This is a genomic window from Mucilaginibacter sp. UYCu711 (assembly GCF_050433825.1).
Taxonomy (GTDB): Bacteria; Bacteroidota; Bacteroidia; order Sphingobacteriales; family Sphingobacteriaceae; genus Mucilaginibacter.
In genome coordinates this window covers 1-18,502 of sequence record NZ_JBNPWM010000014.1, presented here as the reverse complement: position 1 = coordinate 18,502, position 18,502 = coordinate 1, and the positions used below count along the sequence as shown (strand labels likewise).

The window sequence follows — 18,502 nt, the reverse complement described above, 5'->3', positions numbered from 1 at the left end:
GACTTAGCAGAGGCGAAAAAGTCGTGCTAGTTCTCCTCAGTGATCTTCCAATTTTTAGGCGCTTTAAAACCATTTTTAGGTCCTTTTGATAACAGCACAGCCTTAGGTTTTATGGTGTCAAACCTGGCGGCGGCGGCTTTTAACTTTAGATAAATATCCAGGTTAGCTGCTTTCACATCAATTGTTTCAGCGTAATCGCCCGGGATACTAAAAAGCATATCGCCCTTTATCTTCATTTTGGGGATATTCCTGTCTTCAACCAGTTTCCAATTGCCGTTAATTATAGCGCCATGTCCCAGGTAAAACTCCCTGTCAAATTTCTGGACCTTACCTGTCAGTAAAGGCCACATGCTAATACCATCAAATGGTTTTTTACCAGGCGTTTTAACACCTACAATATCTTTAAGTGTCGGGAAAACATCCACATAGCCCATAACCTGCTCTATCACCTTACCACCGGTTAACCCCGCTGCAGGCCATTTAATAATGGCCGGGGCCCTTACGCCCCCTTCCCACTCATCAAACTTATAACCCCGCAACTCGCCATGCGACCCGGTATTCCCATTCCCCGCCGCGCCATTATCACTGTGGAACAGGATAAGCGTATTATCATCAATATGTTGTGCTCTTAAAGCTTGTAATACCTGCCCTATGCCATCATCCATACAGGTAACCATAGCAGCATAAGTTTGCTTTTGGGTATTACCTCTACCCTGATCGGTAGCTCCCATCCCTTCCTCGCCACCGCCCTTATACTTTGGTTTAGAGGCATCATACCCATACATTTTCAAATACTTCTCTGGAGCTTGCAACGGGCCATGCGGCGCGTTGTAAGCCAGGTACATAAAAAACGGCGCCTTATCTTTCGAATAGTTTTTAATACATTTAATAGCTTCGTTAGTGAGTAATTCGGTAGTGTACCCTTTATCTGCCGACGGTTCATAATCATTCTGCCAATCAACTTCGCCTTCCCTTACGTGTGTAAAATAATCAAGCGCGCCATTTAAAAAGCCGTAAAAATGTGTAAAGCCCCTACGCATAGGATGATATTGTAAGGTATTATGGCCGAGGTGCCATTTACCTATAATTGCCCTGTTTTTATAACCCGCTGTTGCCAGCATCTGTGGAATAAGCACTTCAGATGTATCCAGGCCAAAACTACTCCAGGGTGGTATGGTTGCATCCCTGATGCCTACACGGTTGGGGTAACGGCCTGTTAACAAGCCAACCCGCGTAGGCGAACATATCGGTGCCGTATAATAGCGATTCAATACAACGCCATCTTTTGATAGTTGGTCGATATTGGGCGTTTTAATATTGCTGCTATGATACCCTACATCGCCCCACCCCAAATCATCGGCCAGTATAATAATGATATTGGGTTTCTTTTTGACCTGACTATAGCCTGCAAACGGCATAGCGAGTGCGATTATTAAAAGCAGTTTTTTCATTAGTCGTCAATTTAAACAGATAGCGGTAAAAACGCTATGCTTTGTTGCATAATGCAATATACTACTTTATGCCGAGCGCGCGACATAACACTAAAATGAGTAAGAATCCGTAGGATACTGCTGTTAACTTGCGCTCTGTTATTTCGAATTTATAACCCTGAACTGCACGTTTGCGGATCTTCAGATCCGCTTGTGGATAAGTGGATAGCGATTGCAAATCCTGTATATTTGGTTCGCGATCGTAAATCTGAACCAATACGAACGAAAAATTATTTATGACAGATAACTTCAGCGTTAAAAAGATCCCTCAATATATACGCAATAATTATGGCTCTATAGTGATGCTGGGGGTTATTGCATTGCTGATATTTAACCCCGCTGCTAAAGCTTGGGTGATGCAACAACTATTGCGTACCGGGATCTTTAATGCGCAACTTACGACAGAAGCTGCTGCTACAAGTTCGGTTCAGGATTTCAGCGTAGGTTTTAAGGACGGCAAAACTGTGAATATAACATCCTTTCGTGGCAAGGTGGTGTTTATTAATTTCTGGGCGTCGTGGTGCCCACCTTGCCGGGCCGAATTTCCGGGTATGGTGAAGTTATACCAACATTTTAAAAATAATGACGATGTAGTTTTCCTGTTTATTGATGAAGACAACAACCTTAGCACGGGAGAGCGGTTTCTGCTAAAGGAAAATTATGATCTGCCCATAGCAATCGAAGCTGGCGATGTGCCTTCAGCTATTTATAACGGTTCACTTCCAACTACAGCCATTATTGATAAATCGGGCAAGCTAAGGTTTCATCATGAAGGTTTTGCCGGCTATGGCAGTGACAAATTTATTAACCAGCTTGAGGAAATTGTTAAAGAATGAGATAGATGCTTGTGGTAGTGCTGGGGGCTGACTATTTTTGATGCTATAAATTTATTAAAAGGCCGCCTCATAAGTTAATTATGAGGCGGCCTTTTATTTTGATACTTTGATCGATATTAACCGCAACGCGCGTTTATTGTAACAAATCTAAAATAGGCTTATCAAGAGCCGAAAGAGAGGTTATTTTCGGCTTTAACAGCTCTAACACAACAACCTTATTAATTCCCTTTTTCAACCACTCGGCGGGCATGTATAAGGTTTGTTGCGGGCCTATGCTCCAATATTTTCCAATATTATGACCGTTAACCCAAATTACACCCTTGCCCCATTTACGCATATCTAAATAGGTATCTGCAACTTTACTTAAATTAAATGTTCCGGCTCGTAATATAGGTGATGAAACTGTAGCTACGCTCTTTGAAAACTTTATTGGGGTTAGGGTTTTATATGGCAACCTATACATCTGCCAATTTAATAGTTCCAGCTTATTAAATGTGACCGCTTCTGTTATACCTTTTGTGTTTTGCAGTAAATATTTGCCAAAGTTTATACGGCCCATATTTTCCACTAAAATATCCAGGCGCACTTTGCCAGCCGGTAGGGTAATTTTTATACTGTCTTGTTTCAAACGGCGGTCTAAAGTGCCAATTGTTTTTCCATTAATCATTATTACAGCATAATCTCGCAGTTGCGATAGTTTTAAAATCCCGGTTTTCCCACCGGTAACGTTGGTTCGATAAAGTACAAAACCGTAATCCTGATGAAGATTTTCGAAAGTAAGTGGTCGTAAATTTGTGTTAGCAACGGGCAAATTAGCTAAAACCAAAGCAGCTTGCGTTAAATTGATATCATCAATACTGATAGTTGGTTTAGCTATAGGAACCGCTGGAAGTTTTACACCCGGAGCAAGATGTTTTTCAATAACTTTTCTGAACGTCATAAACTTGGCGGTTGCATTCCCCGCTTCATCAAGAGGTGCGTCATAGTCATAACTGCTAATCTGTGGTTCGAACGGATTTTTATCGTTAAAATTTGCTCCGTTCATGAACCCCCGGGTAGTACCTCCGTGAAACATATACATGTTGATAGAAATGCCTGCTGACAGGACTGAATCCAGATGACCGCTGTATTGTGCTAATGGTACCGTATGATGCTTGGTTCCCCACCAATCAAACCAGGCCGGGTACCACTCTGCTATATAATAAGGGCCTTTGCCGCCATGATTATCGTTTATTAATTTTTTAACCTTAGCCGGGTCATCTAATCCATTTACCGCCGGCAGCAATCCGGGGAGATGGCCTTTCGCTAAATCTGCAGCCGGGTCGCAAGTGTATAATAATCCGTCAAAACCAGCTTCTTTAAACAAATTCTCATTAATTTTGAGATAGTCCTTATCGTCCGAAAAAGAACCATACTCATTTTCTATTTGTACCATAAGGATATTGCCCCCATGATTTATTTGCAATGGCGCAAGTTGCTTCCCTACTTCAAGAATATATTTTTTGTACTCGGCAAGATATTGTGTGTCTTTACTGCGGACGGTAAGACCCTTTTCGTTTTGTAACCAATAAGGGTATCCGCCAAATTCCCATTCGGCACAAACATAGGGGCTTGGTCGTAAAATAACCCAAAGGCCTTCTTGCTGCGCTATCATTACAAATTCGGCAATATCATTATCGCCTTTAAAATCAAATTTACCTTTTTCGGGCTCATGCAAATTCCAGAATACATAAGTACCTATCGTATTCAACCCCATAGCTTTCGCCATCTTCATCCTCGCACGCCAAGCTTCGCGAGGTACCCGCGGATAGTGCATTTCGCCGCTGATCATCTGAAATGGTTTACCATCCAATAAAAACTGGGTTTCTCCAAGATCAAACGTATGCTTAACCTGTGCCTTTACTTCTTTTTGATTTAGCAACGCGGCTCCAATAAGTAACGCAGTTAATGTGTTTTTTAAATACATATTCATTTATAAAAAGTATATAACTAAACTATCATAAGGCGGAATTTCCGTGCCAAATAATATAAGCGCGAATAATAAAAGAATTTACGCTACTCTTTATTAACTTTTTACAGGATTGAGTAGGCAATAAAAATGGCAGATTAACCTGTGTCACCAATTTTAAATGTTTAAACAACTATTATTTTTAATAAACAGCTTATAATCAGAAAATTAAGATCGAATTTTTGTTTCATTTTGTTTCACGGGTTTTACGCAATTAACTTACTGTCAATCGGTTAAGTCAAAATCTTGTTCCACCTGTTTCATTTGTTTCACACACACGTGAAACAAACAGCTATAACGATACACCGCGTTTCCAGGGGATGAAATCATCCTGCCCTAACTGTACAGACTTGGGTTGTACCACACCGCTGGCAACGTCAATAACATAGTTCAAAATGCGCTCGCCTACCTGGTCTATCGTTTCGGTGCCTTCAATGATGGTACCGCAGTTAATATCGATAATATCGGGCATCCTGTCGTAAATACGGGTATTGGTTGACAGTTTGATAACCGGGGTGATAGGGTTGCCGGTTGGCGTACCCAGGCCGGTGGTAAACAACACCACGTTAGCACCCGATCCTACTTCGGCCGTTGTGCTTTCCACATCGCTGCCGGGGGTGCACAGTAAGTTAAGGCCGGGTTTGGTAACTTTCTCGGGATAGTCAAGCACTGCCGCCACGGGCGAGCTGCCGCCCTTCTTAGCCGCCCCTGCCGATTTGATGGCATCGGTAATCAATCCATCCCTGACATTGCCGGGCGATGGGTTGGCGTAAAAGCCCGAACCATCGGCCTCGGCACGGGCGTTATAGGTGCGCATCAGGTGCATAAACTTCTGGGCGGTATCTATATCTACACAGCGGTCGCTCAGCTCCTGCTCTACCCCGCAAAGCTCGGGGAACTCGGCCAGGATAACGCTGCCGCCCAGGCTAACCAATACGTCGGACACATAGCCCAGCGCCGGGTTTGCCGAGATACCCGAAAATCCGTCGGACCCGCCGCACTCCAACCCGATACAGATCTTGGTGATAGGTGCCGGGGTGCGTTCCTGCTTGTTGGCTGCTATTAAGCCGGCAAAGGTTTGTTTTAAAGCTTCCTGCATCAGGGTGCTTTCCTTGCCTATCTTCTGCTGTTCTAACATGATCAGCGGCTTGCTGAAGTTGGGGTCGCGTTTCTTTATTTCGTCTTCCAGTATACTGGCCTGCGCGTGCTGGCAGCCCAGGCTTAATACCGTAGCGCCTGCCACGTTGGGGTGGGTGATGTACCCGGCTAACAGCCCGCATAGCGCATCGCTGTCGCTCTTGGTGCCGCCGCAGCCCATATCATGGGTCAGGAACTTAATACCATCTATATTAGGGAACAGTTTGTTCGATTTCGCCTCTGTCGCATCCGTTTGCAAGTCTGCATTCAATATCGCCTCTATAGAGTTACCCGTTTGATACAAACTTATCAGGCTATCCACCTCGTTCTCGTAAGTCTTTGCTTTACGGAAACCCAGCTTCTCCACCAGCGCGTCCTTCAACACCATAATGTTGCGATTCTCGCAAAACACCAATGGTATAACCAGCCAATAATTAGCCGTACCTACCGACCCATCTGCCCGGTGATAGCCTAAAAATGTGCGGCCCGCAAACTTATCTACCTCGGGCTTATGCCAGTCTAACTTGCGCTCGCCCAACTTATACTCGCTGGCGGCATGGTGTATGTTAGCAGTTGTAATAGCTGCGCCTTTGGCTATTGGCCCGTTGGTTTTGCCTACCAGTACGCCGTACATGTAAATTTCGGCACCGGCGGCAAGGTCGGTTATGGTAAACTTGTGCTTGGCGGCTACGTCGGTTAGCAGCGTAATGTTGTCGCCATTAAAAGTAACGGTGGTTCCGGCTGTTATATCCTGTAAAGCAACCAGCACATTATCATGCGGGTGTATCTGTAGAAACGTATTGATACGGTCTGTCATCGGAGAAAATGGTTGTTTGTGATCATCGAAAATAATCTTCAACGAACGGTTGGCTAAATTAGCTATTCTTTTATGGCAAATACAAAATTGAAGGGCTAAAAATTGCTGCAAATATGCAATCGATGTAGATAAGCCAAAGCTTAACGTTTCTTGTTAAGCTCTGGCTCGTCCCCTCGGTTTATAGTCGTCTTAAACTCTTACGGATTATTGCAAATCAAGCTCAATAACCGGGATCTCATAAGGCGGCTTCTTCTTTGGTAACGTCACTATCAGATCGTCAGTGTTTGATGTCGATTGTTTATTTATCACCTCTGAGTGATCATTCAAAAACTGTGAGTACTTGATCTTACCGTTATAACCCGGCAGCACCAGTTTACCATCTGTAGGGTAGTCAAATAAATGCACGTACAGCTTTTTAGTAGTTGGATTGTAGGTTAACTTAGAACCCTCTGGCACCGCGTAGGTGTTTGGCGCATAGGTACAATTGTATATGGCTTTGCTGTTGGCATGCATCCAATAGGCCATGCTATCTAAAGCGTTGGTTGCGCGGTAGTCAAACTCGCCGCGGCCTGTTGGACCCACGTTCAGGATCAGGTTACCACCGTTGCTGGTTGACGTGATCAACAAATCAAGCAACTGGCGGTGTGTTTTCCACGAGTTCTCATCGCGGTAGTATCCCCATGAGCCCGAAAACGTTTGGCAGGTCTCCCATACCTTGCCGCGATATTTAGCCAGCTCTTTAGTACTTACCTGTTCAGGTGTTTCAAAGTCGGCGCCATCTTTATACTCTTCAAGGTTAAGGCGGTTATCTACAATAATGCCGGGCTGTAGTTTACGTATCAGCTTTAACAACTCAACCGAGCCCCAGTCATCTTTACCTTTACCCATCTTCGGGTCCTTTTTGTTAGGGAACGAAAAGTCTAACCATAAAATATCTATTTTACCGTACTTGGTTAATAACTCGGTTATCTGGTTGCGCATATATTGCCTGTATTTAGCCATATCCCGGCCTTTATTCAAGCGCTCGTAATTAGCTTCGCTTTTATCTTTTTGCATCAGTGGGTGGATACCATCCATTGTATAATCGGGATGGTGCCAATCCAGTAATGAGTAATAGAAACCTACCTTCAACCCCTGCCCTCTAAAAGCGTCGACGTATTCTTTGATCAGGTCGCGTTTGGCTTGGGTGTTGGTAGCTTTATAATCTGTAAATTTCGAGTCGAACAGGCAAAAACCCTCATGGTGCTTGCTGGTTAGCACGGCGTATTTCATACCGGCAGCTTTAGCCTGTTTGGCCCATTTCTGCGGATCGAACATGTCCGGGTTAAACTGATCAAAATACTTCTGGTATTGCTCGTTGCTTAACGCCTCGTTATGTTTTACCCATTCGTGGCGCGCGGCACCCGCGTATAATCCCCAGTGAATAAACATACCGAAACGGCCGTCGGTCCACCATTTCATTCGCTGTTGCTTTTGCGCGTCGGTTTCTGTTCCGATCATTTTTTGGGCCTTCGCGCCAAAAAAGTTCAGGCATAAGATCAATAATACGAGGTGTAGTTTTTTGCTCATCATAACTTTACGTTTACAGGTTAACATTTTTACAGCAATACTGTCGTCATTTATATGACAGTTCAGCGGTTACTTATTATTTTGTATTATCAGTTAGAGATTGATAATTGGTTTACCAAATAAAGCAGATAAAACCTTAATAATATTTCATGTTATTGCCTATTCATTAAGCTATTTTGGCATATTTTGTAGAAAGAGCCCTTAAACAGGCTATTTTTTATTAAGTCGTTCTTCCTCTTCCTGCGCTTCCAGCCGTTCTTTTTTCAGATCGATACGGATCAGCCCAAACAAGCTCATATAAATATTAGCTATCCAAACTATGCTGAAACCGGCCAGCAGGTAACCCCGCCAGTCGTCAATCAAAAACTTATACCCGGTAAGGATCAGTATAAATACCGTTACATAATGGCTAAAGCAATACTCGCAGGTAAAAAGGTAAAAGAATTTGCGCCCCAACAAGGTTTTGCGTTGCTTGCTTTGCTTCACGCAATAGTCGTGCGGCTCTCTAAAGATCTCCTCGTGCGTAACCGTCCAGGCAATGCAGGCAACGGGGATAGCTAACAGAAAAAGCCAGGCAACCTGGGTGGATAACGGCATCATATCTGTTAGTACAATTAAGAGGGCATTTGGTTTCTCATTTCTTATCCTACATCAAGTTTCCCCGGCAAAACCCGCTGTATATTTGTATCACAATCACTAAACAAAAGCAAAAAATGGAAAATCAAATAAAAGGCATACATCATATAACCGCTATTGCCGGCAATGCTAAACGCAACGTTAAATTCTATACAGAAACGTTGGGCTTGCACCTGGTTAAAAAGACCGTGAACTTCGACGACCCAAACACCTACCATTTGTATTATGGCGACAAAACCGGCGCGCCGGGTACAATTTTAACCTTCTTCCCCTGGGAAGGTATAACAGCGGGCCGCCGTGGTGCACGCCAGGCTACCGAGATAGGATATTCTATTCCGCAAGGCAGTTTGGATTTCTGGCAGAAACGTATGGAAGATCATAACATCATCCACAACAAAGTAGCCGAAAAGTTTGGCGAGCAATACTTAACCGTCCTTGATCCCGACGGTTTGAAACTGGAACTTACCGTTGCTAAAAATGCTGATAGCCGTACAGGTTGGGAAACCAACGAGATCAAGGCGGAGAACGCTATTAAAGGTTTCCATAATATTACCATCACTACAAACAAAATGGAGCCTACAGCTAAAATATTAACTGATGTATTTGGGTACAAGCTATTGGAGCAAAACGTTAACCGCGCCAGGTTTATAACCGATACAGTTGAAAATGCCAATATAGTTGACCTGGTTGAAGTAGCCGGCGAAATAGCAGGACATGTGGCCGGTGGCTCTGTTCACCACGTTGCCTTTAGGGTTAGCGATGAAAAAACGCTGATGGAATACCGGGAAAAAATTGAAGCGCTTGGTTTGCACATTACCGATAAGATAGACCGTAACTATTTCTACTCACTATACTTCCGCGAACCGGGTGGTGTTTTGTTTGAGATAGCTACCGATAACCCGGGCTTTGATGTTGACGAACCGGCCGACGAATTAGGAACACACCTGATGCTGCCCGCACAATACGAAAGTAATCGCGAAGCAATAGAAAAAAATCTACCTCAATTATATTAATATGTACACGCACTCAAAAAATATAATCACCACCGGTACACCTTTAGCGCAGGCTAAGGGTGCGCTGGTTATGCTGCACGGCCGCGGCGGTACGGCGCAAAATATCATCTCGCTGGCCGGCGGGTTTGACCTGGAAGACATGGCCATCGTTGCCCCGCAGGCCACCAACAATAGCTGGTACCCTTATAGCTTTATGCAGCCGGTAGCAGATAACCAGCCGGCGTTAGATTCGGCATTGGAAGTTATTGGTTATGCGGTTAACGAGATCATCGTAGCGGGCATACCTGCAAACAAGATCTACTTCACAGGCTTCTCGCAAGGTGCTTGTTTAACGTTAGAGTACATAGCGCGTAATGCACAGCGCTACGGTGGTGCGGTTGCCTTCACCGGTGGCTTGATAGGTCAGCAATTAGCGACTGCCAATTACAAAGGCGACTTTAATGACACGCCCGTACTCATTAACACCGGCGACCCTGATCCGCACGTGCCGTTGAGCAGGGTTGAAGAAAGCGCGGTTATTTTAAAATCTATGGGTGCCAATGTTACCGTTAAGGTTTACAATGGCCGGCCGCATACCATAACCCAACCCGAAATTGAGCTTGCCAATACCTTGGTATTTGCGCAATAAAACTGTACTTTCGGGTGATGCAAGGCAACCTGATCATAGATAGCATCACCCGTCATATACAGCTTTCAGCCGATGAAGAGCAGCATTTTTTATCGCTGCTAAAGCCGAAGTCATTTAAACGCAAAGAGCTGCTTTTGGAGGAAGGCCAGGTTTGCAAAAACTCTACTTTTGTTGTTAAAGGCTGCCTGCGCGGCTATACTATAGACCAAAACGGACTGGAACATGTACTTAATTTTGCCCCCGTTGGCTGGTGGATTGCAGATATGTATAGCCTGCTTTCGCAAAAACCGGGCATCCTGAATATAGAAACGCAGGACGAAACCGAAGTACTGCTCTTATCAAAAACCGACCAGGAAAAGCTGTATCATGATATCCCCAAGTTCGAAAGGTTTTTCCGTATCATCACCGAGAACTCGCTGGTATCGGCCCAACAACGGCTGATGGATACTTTAAGCCTCACAGCCGGGGAGCGCTACAACAATTTTTGCCGCCGCTACCCTACACTCATTTACGCCTTACCCAAAAAACAAATCGCCTCATACATCGGCGTTACGCCCGAGTTTTTTAGCCGGATGCAACATAAAATGCTTTTGAAAGACAAAAAGTAATTTCTTGATCTACATTAAGTTTTGCCAACGCTGCCTGGTGTAAATTTGTATCATGGCACAAACAACATACCACGCGGCTAATACCCGCGGTAAAGCCGACCTGGGTTGGCTAAAGAGTTATCATACTTTTAGTTTTGGTGGTTATTATGACCCTAAGCGCATGAACTTTGGCGCGCTAAGGGTTTTGAATGACGATACTGTTGATGGCGGCAAAGGCTTCGGCGAACATCCGCACGATAATATGGAGATCATTTCCATCCCCCTAAAAGGTGGCTTAAAACATTTGGACAGCATGGATAACGAGGCTGTAATAAGCGATGGCGATATCCAGGTAATGAGTGCCGGTACCGGCATTTTTCACGAAGAACATAATGACGACCAGCACGATGCTGTACAGTTTTTGCAGATCTGGGTGTATCCTGATAAACTGGATGTTGAGCCAAGATACGATCAGCTCACGCTGAATAAAGCCGACAGGCATAACCAATTGCAACAGGTGTTATCGCCCAATAAAGACGATGCCGGCGTTTGGATCTATCAAAACGCGTGGTTCCATTTGGGTAATTTCGATAAAGGACTGAATACAGATTACCAGCTAAAAGCAAAAGGCAACAGCGTTTATGTATTTGTATTAAGCGGATCGGTAAAAATTGGCGACCAGGTTTTGGCTACCCGTGACGGATTTGGTATTTGGGATACCGACAAATTCAACATCGATGTTTTAGACGACGCTGAGTTTCTGTTGATGGAAGTCCCTATGGAATTTTAACCCTGATTGATATGGAAAAGGTAGAGATATTGGTTATTGGCAAACATCCGGAAATAATGAAAACCATTTTAAGGCTCATTAACAATAAGCCCGACTGGAACGGCACCCTGGCTTTCTCGGCCGATGAAGCGATTGATTGCAACAAGTCGGTTGCCTGCCAGGTAGTATTGTTGGGCGCCGGGCTAAGCACGGCTGAGGCACAACAGGTAAACGATTATTTTACTGTGCCGGTGGTACAACATTATGGCGGCGGTAGCGGGTTGTTGTATGCAGAGGTTTACCAGGCGTTAGGGTTAAGAGGGCTGACACAGTAAAACGCAGACGCTTAACGGGCAATAAGGTTTTTCTTAACTGCTACAGTCCACCACTTAAAGCCCGCTTAACCAGCTCGCGGTTTTGCCGTGAGATAGGCACCTTTTGCAGGTCGTTCAATAACAGTGTTCCGCCATCTTCGCTTAAATAGCTTTTAATGGTATTAATATTTACCAGGTGCGATTGGTGGGTGCGGATAAAGTTATGCGGTTTCAGCAGCTCGGCAAACTCTTTTAGGGTTTTGCAAACCAGCACCTGTTCGTTATTTTGCAGATAAAATGTGGTATAACTATTGGCGGCCTCGCAACGGATGATATCGGTAACCTTTACGTACATTATTTCCTTTAGCGTAGGCAAGGCTATCTTGGGCACCTCGCGGTTGCCGGCTTTTAGGTATTGCAGCAGGTTCTCAATATTCAGGTTTTGCTTCTTAGCTTCTATTTTTTCTTTTGCTTTCGCGATGGCCGTTTTAAACTCCTCGATATTAATAGGCTTTAACAAATAATCCAGCGCCGAAAACTTGATGGCACGGATACCATATTTGTCATAAGCGGTAATGAATATAATCTCGAAATGTATTTTGGGCAAGGCGGTAAGCAAATCAAAACCCGACTTGCCCGGCATCTGGATATCCAGGAAAACAAGGTCAGGATTATGAGCATTTATCAACTCCAATCCCATGTCTACATTTTGCGCCGTTTCTATCACCTCAACACCGGTACAATATTCTTTAATAATGATCTGCAGGTTCTCGATATTATTTACCTCGTCATCAATAATTATAGCTTTAATACTCATTATATCCAGTTTGATAAGCGGATGGTTACCGTAGTGCCTTGTTGTGTTGGTTTGATATCCAAAGTTACGTTTTGATCTTTATAGATCTGGTTTAACAGTGCTACCCTATCCTTACTTAATTTTATGCCGTAGCCTGTTGCTTGGTCGGTTTTTACGAAGCCCGCACCGTTATCGTTTATAGCTAATATCAAATCATTCTTTTCGCCGGATATTGTTATTGCGATCATACCATCAACATTTAAACCGGCTATGCCGTGTTTAATAGCATTCTCGGCAAAGGGTTGTAACAACATGGCGGGTATTTCTACATTAGCCTGGTTCAGTTGCTCATCTACCTTTATTTCGTATTTAAAATTAAACCGCAGCTGTTCCATTTGCAGGTAATCGTTCAGCACGTTAAGTTCATCTTCAAGGCTTAACACCTCTTCATTGCTGCTGTCTAAAACCTGGCGGGTTAACCCCGCGAATTTAGACAGGTAATAATTGGCTCCGGTTATGTTATTTTTATTGATGAGATTTTGGATAGACGTTAACGAGTTAAACATAAAGTGCGGGTTTAACTGTGCCCGTATCGACTGTAATTTCAATCCAACTATCTCTTTCTCCTGCGCAGCCCGGCGCAGTTTGATATTACTTTGACGGCGGTATGCAAAAAACAAAATTGCAACCCCGGTAAGGGCTGCAATTGCGTAAGGTATTAGGTATTTAATAGAGACTTTTTTTTGTGTTAAGGGCGGTGGCTTAACTTCGAACGGGATGCGGAGCGTTTCATTATCAGACCATTCCGCTCTGTTACTCCCACTGGCCCGCTGTACGATGATCTGATATTTGCCGGGTTGGTTAAAGAATTTGCCATGCACCGGGAACATATTATCAGCAAAGTTATAGGCTATCATTGTGGTGTCCGATTTGCCATTTGCCGTTCTTAAAATAAAAATAGTATAAGTTATTGCGGGATGATCTTTAAGATACAGGTTGATAAACTTAACACTATCAACGTTAAATTTCATGTCAGTTGGCAAACCGGTTTTTTTATCAAATTGGGTTGCCATACCACGATTTACTTTAGTGGCATTAATATTAAAAAAATTGGGATGAGTGTCTATAGGGTCGTTCGGATAGGTATGCACTTTAAAAGGATCGGGCGTCAAGATGGATATTTGGTTAACCACAGGCTGATAGATCTTACGCCAATCAAATATAACTCCTTCCCTAATTTTATAGTCCTTTACATTAACTATCTCTATCAATAGCTGTTTATTAAGCGCCTTAAAGTTGCCTATAAAACCGTAAGCTCGTTTAGCGCCAAATTTTTTCCCAAGCGACGGAATAGCCAACCATTTTACCACTTCTACGCTGTCATTTTCAACAACGCGATACCTATAATCTTTTATATTATCCTTTGTAATTCCGATTGCTATAACCGTGGCTTCAGAACTATCGCCTATGCTAAAATTTCTGTAAAACTTGCTTAATATCCGCACATCAGGCATCCAATAATGTCTCAAAGTGGGGTTAAGCTTTACACCCAATAGTATCGGGCTTACCGGCCTTTGGGCAGGGAACCTGCTATCAGGGTGCAAATAACTTAATACCTGGTAAGCGCAAGAGTCGTGAAAAGAGTTGGGAACGGATTGTTCTACTTTGGTAGCAGGGTCAGTTTCAATAAATTGAAATTGCAGCTCGTGCCCCCATTGCGCCAGCGCGACATTTGACGCGCCGTAACCCGCCATAAGCCAAATAAGCAGTAGTAATTTTTTATATCTCATAAAGTTTAAGTTTACACATTTTTTTAGATGCTTCACAAAAATCTATTTATGGTGCTTATCTGGCAATACGCGGGTAGTATGTGGTAATAACCGGGTAGTATTTGGTGGTTTTTAGTGTGGTTTTGGTGGTTATTCAGGGGATGTGCTTTTTAGTTACTTTTTAAAAAACGCGTTTAGCTAAAGTAAGCAAATTGTTTCGTTGGCGGGTTGAAATATGTATTTTTGAACCCAAGTTACTGAAATTTCAAATCACAATATCCGGATCTCCAACGCTAAAAAAGCATTTTTATATGCCAAAGCCCTGCTAAAACATCAACTAAAAAACAACATGACCGATCTGCCCGTATATACCAAATCACAACTGGCCCTGCGCAACGGGCAAGACAAGCCCGAAGTATGGATAGCGTACAAGGGGCTTATATACGATGTTACCCGCAGCCGCCTTTGGCGCAATGGCAAACACTACGAGCATTGGGCCGGCCAGGACCTTACCCACGAGCTTGGCGACGCCCCGCACGATGAATGGGTTTTTCAGAATTTTGATGCAATAGGTAAGCTGGCATAAATCATCTGCCATACCCAACGTTTTTCATTTTTAATGCGATGATGCAATAAAGACAGATTGCAAAACACATTAAGAATCAAACAGATGAAAAACTTAACTTATTTATTATTCGCCTTATTTTTATTTATAGTGGCGTTTGAGGCTTGCGATAAACAGGCGCTTGCGCCGCAATACCAGGGCAAATTGGTAGCAAGTTCAACCAGCGTTAATCCAAATGAAGCCGATTCATTGATTGTGGTGGGAGCCGACAACGAAACAGTAACCTGGGATGTCAGCCCTAAGACTTACACCATCGTTAAAAAAGAAAACAATAAGATCATTTTAACATTCCAGGAATATGGCGCGTATACCATTACGGCAACTGTAAATGGTAAACCGCTTACCATTTATGTGGGGTGCTGGGCCAATGGCACTACCACACACGTGTCATTAACTGATGTTAATATTGTTATAACGCCGCATTATTACAGAAGCAAAAGCAATCCTTCTATGGATTCCACTTATTTCAGCCTGACAGCAGAAATTCAAAAAGTATTGGCGTGTAATAGTGGTGGTGTAAATCTTCAAACAGATCGTACCAACAACAATTTCTTGATCATTTTTGGTGATATTACTCAGCCCGATGGCCAGTTTTGCTTGCCGCCAACCTCTACCGCTTATCAGCAGGTAACCATTCCTTATGATCAGGATGCAGACCCAAGCAAACGTTATTTGCTAAATGTTAGTTATCCGCTTATTATTAAAAAGGGTGGTACAACTTATACAGGATCCGTCATATTTACTAATACAGCTATGGATATAACCTGGAATTATACATCGGGGGTTACATTTACATCAAAACATGTAACGTTCTAAAGCGTGTAAAAAAATGAATACGGGAGGCCGGTTCTGCAAAACGTGGCCGATCTCCTGTATATTTAAAAATATTTTTATTTCGACCCAACGTTTGCCAAATTCTTTTCGAAGAGCTTATTTAGAAGCACTTCAGAGAGACTATTTTGAATGAATCTATCTAAACACCAAACCGGGCAACTGGTAAAAGGCTGTATTAATAACGACCGCACGGCACAAGAAGCTTTGTATAAGCTGTTTTATGCCGATATGCTACGGGTATGCCACAGCTATTTGCCTGATAAGGAGTTGGCGAAAGAGGCTTTCAATTCTGGTTTTTTAAAGGTGTTTCAGTCTATTAAAAATTTTGATGTAGAGAAGGGAGAGTTAGGGGGATGGATACGCAAGGTCATGATATATACTGCTATTGATCTTTGCCGTAAGGAATTAAAATTCACCTCGCTAACATTGAATGAGCAGGACCAGGATGACTTTTTTATCCAGCCAGCCATTTTAGAGAAACTATATTTTGAAGAAATATTAGCTAACATCAGGTTACTACCCTATGCCACGCAAACGGTATTTAACCTGTCGGTACTTGATGGTTTTAGTCATAAAGAAATTGGCGAACAGCTTAACATCAGCGAGGGTACATCCCGCTGGCATTTGGCCGAAGCAAAAAGAAAATTAAGGGCGATGCTTGAATCAGCAACCCAAAGCAGCCAGATGGCAGAAAGGAGTGGCAAAGCAAAATGAGTAACCAGGATCAACACTTAAAGCTTTGGCAACAAAAACGCAGTGAGTTGCACGTGGATATTAATCCGCAAGCCGACTGGTCTGAAATGCAGCACCTTTTAAACACGCACATGCCTGTTGTTACGGCGGCGGCAGGTGGTTCAAATTTGGGTACGCAATTATTATCGCGCTTAGCTAAATTTAAGTTGCTGTATGTAATGGCAGCATTATTGGCTACAGGAGCTATAACTTACCTAATACTGCAAAATCGCACAGCAATAAAAAATAACAGGCCGTATAAAATTAAAGTGAGGACGGATACTTTAGCCAAAGACAGCCTGTTAAGTTCCCCTGCAGATACGGCATCAGATATTAAAGGTCAACAAGAGACTTTAACCGATGGCGCATTGGCTGACCGGGAAATAACCAACTCATCAGCTGTAAATGATGAGACAAAAGCGGGTAATACTGCCGGGCTTAACAGCGCTGCAACCGGGGAAAACCCTGCTAATTTACTTGCTGATAAAACGGGCAGGTTGAATGTTAATAGTAACAATGCCAATAACACCGTGGCAAAAAACAGCATTGAAAAGTCAAACCTCAATGTACCAGCAAACGGGAAAAATGCGGCCGGTTTACGTGTTAACAAACCGGATAAGCTGCATGTTAATAGTACAGGTGCCAATAACCCAATTGAAAAGAATAATACCGCCAAGGCAAATAATAATCCTGCAAACCGTAACCCTACAAGACCGGAAAATACAGGCAACCTTACACGTAACGAAACAGGCGCTAACAGCACAAGAAACTTAGCATCGGGCGCTGCAATAAACAATCGCATAAAATTGATAAACAGTCGCCATCGCGGTAGTTTAAACAGCAACGGCGCACTGAATAATTTAAATAACACCGGCGGTCATTCGCAGCGGAGTGCCTTGGGTACCGATCCGTTAAACAGGATGAAAGCTAATCAGGCCGGACCTGATTTGTTGACTTTTGGCAGGCGCCAAAGTCTCCCGCTCCTATTTCAATCTTTGGCTACAAACAACTTACCAGGTGCCTTAACGGCTAATAATTTAATAAACAATAGGGCAGCATTAAGTACAAATAACTCACCCCTACCGGCCGGTTCAAATAAAAAAACAGGACCACTGATAGACAAAAATGCCAAACCGGTTAAAACAAAAAATCAAACAAAAGGCACCTCCGCTTTAGATTGGGGTATCTTGCTTGGCGTAAATGCACCGGGAAGTTTTACGCCTAAAGATCAAAACAAAAATATTTACGGCACCCTGCCCATTGATGCTTACACCGGTTTATTTGCTACTTATAACCTTAATGACAAATGGGCGGTTAACATGCAGGTTAAATTGCTGTTACCTACTATTGCCAGTGGCAGCTATAACCATGTTTACGTGACCAAAGGGGATACAGGCCAAACGATTAAGCAAACCTATAAAATTAACGATTCGCGCAAAATATACTCGGCCCAGGTACCGGTGCATTTGGTTTACAAGGTTAACAACAACATTAGCGTAAAAGCGGGCCCCGTTATCAACCTGCCGATAAAGCAATTTAATGGCGTAAACTCTATTAACGCAGCAAGCTCAATAACAGATACAACAGGGTATTTAAACAGGCTGGCAGATACAGTGAATACAACCACTTTTAACAAAAAACTTAGCCTGGGTGTTTCAGGCGGCATTGGCCTCAGTGTTAATCGTTTTCTGCTTGAAGCTACTTATTATAGGGCGCTGCAACAATATAAGATAAGCTCGCCGATAGGCAGTTACTCCTCTGGCGCAAACCACGTGCAAATAACCCTGGGTTTTAAACTAAACAAAACTAAACCTAAATAGCTTGCTAAAAGCAGAAAAGGCGGGACATATAGACTGCCCCCAAAAAGTTAGACACTATTTGGGGGCATTTTTATGAATAAGAAGCACGATGAAATTTTTAAAGGCAAGGTTGTTAAAGAATA

17 protein-coding genes are annotated in these 18,502 nt (G+C 43.2%); 10 read left to right on the top strand and 7 right to left on the bottom strand.

Annotated features, from left to right (window positions below):
- Window positions 1–26: 26 nt before the first annotated feature.
- Complete coding sequence (locus ABIB50_RS24625; protein ID WP_429384225.1) at window positions 27–1,451, bottom strand: arylsulfatase B; 1,425 nt, start codon at window positions 1,449–1,451, stop codon at window positions 27–29.
- Window positions 1,452–1,726: 275 nt separating this feature from the next.
- On the opposite strand from ABIB50_RS24625, the gene ABIB50_RS24620 reads away from it, so the two are divergent.
- Window positions 1,727–2,326: a redoxin family protein gene (locus tag ABIB50_RS24620; protein WP_429384223.1), complete on the top strand. Its 600-nt coding sequence runs from the start codon at window positions 1,727–1,729 to the stop codon at window positions 2,324–2,326.
- 133 nt (window positions 2,327–2,459) lie between these two features.
- Here the strand turns inward: ABIB50_RS24620 and ABIB50_RS24615 are convergent, their stop codons facing one another.
- The 4 genes from ABIB50_RS24615 to ABIB50_RS24600 all read right to left on the bottom strand — a co-directional run bounded on the left by ABIB50_RS24615 (window position 2,460) and on the right by ABIB50_RS24600 (window position 8,457).
- A complete protein-coding gene (locus tag ABIB50_RS24615) occupies window positions 2,460–4,298 on the bottom strand; it encodes a glycoside hydrolase family 35 protein (RefSeq protein ID WP_429384221.1) in 1,839 nt (612 codons plus the stop codon).
- A 328-nt stretch (window positions 4,299–4,626) separates the two neighbouring features.
- Window positions 4,627–6,288 (bottom strand): UxaA family hydrolase, encoded by a 1,662-nt coding sequence (locus ABIB50_RS24610; RefSeq protein ID WP_429384429.1) that lies wholly within the window; start codon window positions 6,286–6,288, stop codon window positions 4,627–4,629.
- A 204-nt stretch (window positions 6,289–6,492) separates the two neighbouring features.
- Window positions 6,493–7,860, bottom strand: coding sequence for an alpha-L-fucosidase (locus tag ABIB50_RS24605; RefSeq protein ID WP_429384220.1), 1,368 nt, complete (start codon window positions 7,858–7,860; stop codon window positions 6,493–6,495).
- A gap of 207 nt (window positions 7,861–8,067) precedes the next feature.
- A complete protein-coding gene (locus tag ABIB50_RS24600) occupies window positions 8,068–8,457 on the bottom strand; it encodes a hypothetical protein (RefSeq protein ID WP_429384218.1) in 390 nt (129 codons plus the stop codon).
- A 113-nt stretch (window positions 8,458–8,570) separates the two neighbouring features.
- On the opposite strand from ABIB50_RS24600, the gene ABIB50_RS24595 reads away from it, so the two are divergent.
- The 5 genes from ABIB50_RS24595 to ABIB50_RS24575 are packed head-to-tail and all read left to right on the top strand — an operon-like array spanning window position 8,571 to window position 11,825.
- Window positions 8,571–9,506 carry a ring-cleaving dioxygenase gene (locus tag ABIB50_RS24595; protein WP_429384216.1) on the top strand — a complete coding sequence of 312 codons (936 nt, stop codon included), beginning with the start codon at window positions 8,571–8,573 and terminating at the stop codon, window positions 9,504–9,506.
- Window position 9,507: 1 nt separating this feature from the next.
- Window positions 9,508–10,134 (top strand): alpha/beta hydrolase, encoded by a 627-nt coding sequence (locus tag ABIB50_RS24590; protein WP_429384215.1) that lies wholly within the window; start codon window positions 9,508–9,510, stop codon window positions 10,132–10,134.
- Window positions 10,135–10,151: 17 nt separating this feature from the next.
- Window positions 10,152–10,742 (top strand): Crp/Fnr family transcriptional regulator, encoded by a 591-nt coding sequence (locus tag ABIB50_RS24585; RefSeq protein WP_429384213.1) that lies wholly within the window; start codon window positions 10,152–10,154, stop codon window positions 10,740–10,742.
- A 52-nt stretch (window positions 10,743–10,794) separates the two neighbouring features.
- Window positions 10,795–11,511, top strand: a complete 717-nt coding sequence (locus tag ABIB50_RS24580) for a pirin family protein (protein ID WP_429384211.1) — start codon at window positions 10,795–10,797, stop codon at window positions 11,509–11,511.
- Between the two features lie 11 nt (window positions 11,512–11,522).
- Window positions 11,523–11,825, top strand: coding sequence for a hypothetical protein (locus tag ABIB50_RS24575; protein ID WP_429384209.1), 303 nt, complete (start codon window positions 11,523–11,525; stop codon window positions 11,823–11,825).
- Window positions 11,826–11,865: 40 nt separating this feature from the next.
- On the opposite strand, the gene ABIB50_RS24570 is transcribed toward ABIB50_RS24575, so the two are convergent.
- Together ABIB50_RS24570 and ABIB50_RS24565 are read right to left on the bottom strand one after the other, a co-directional pair.
- Window positions 11,866–12,621 carry a LytR/AlgR family response regulator transcription factor gene (locus ABIB50_RS24570; protein ID WP_429384207.1) on the bottom strand — a complete coding sequence of 252 codons (756 nt, stop codon included), beginning with the start codon at window positions 12,619–12,621 and terminating at the stop codon, window positions 11,866–11,868.
- Window positions 12,621–14,390 carry a sensor histidine kinase gene (locus ABIB50_RS24565; protein ID WP_429384205.1) on the bottom strand — a complete coding sequence of 590 codons (1,770 nt, stop codon included), beginning with the start codon at window positions 14,388–14,390 and terminating at the stop codon, window positions 12,621–12,623. The genes ABIB50_RS24570 and ABIB50_RS24565 overlap by 1 nt, the downstream gene beginning before the upstream one ends.
- A gap of 328 nt (window positions 14,391–14,718) precedes the next feature.
- Here ABIB50_RS24565 and ABIB50_RS24560 point away from each other — a divergent pair, with 328 nt between their 5' ends.
- From ABIB50_RS24560 to ABIB50_RS24545, 4 genes are all read left to right on the top strand, one after another.
- Window positions 14,719–14,955 carry a cytochrome b5 domain-containing protein gene (locus ABIB50_RS24560; protein ID WP_429384203.1) on the top strand — a complete coding sequence of 79 codons (237 nt, stop codon included), beginning with the start codon at window positions 14,719–14,721 and terminating at the stop codon, window positions 14,953–14,955.
- An 84-nt stretch (window positions 14,956–15,039) separates the two neighbouring features.
- Window positions 15,040–15,810, top strand: coding sequence for a hypothetical protein (locus tag ABIB50_RS24555; RefSeq protein WP_429384201.1), 771 nt, complete (start codon window positions 15,040–15,042; stop codon window positions 15,808–15,810).
- A gap of 147 nt (window positions 15,811–15,957) precedes the next feature.
- Window positions 15,958–16,542 carry an RNA polymerase sigma factor gene (locus ABIB50_RS24550; RefSeq protein ID WP_429384200.1) on the top strand — a complete coding sequence of 195 codons (585 nt, stop codon included), beginning with the start codon at window positions 15,958–15,960 and terminating at the stop codon, window positions 16,540–16,542.
- Window positions 16,539–18,380, top strand: coding sequence for an outer membrane beta-barrel protein (locus ABIB50_RS24545; RefSeq protein WP_429384198.1), 1,842 nt, complete (start codon window positions 16,539–16,541; stop codon window positions 18,378–18,380). The genes ABIB50_RS24550 and ABIB50_RS24545 overlap by 4 nt, the downstream gene beginning before the upstream one ends.
- The last annotated feature ends 122 nt before the right edge of the window (window positions 18,381–18,502 follow it).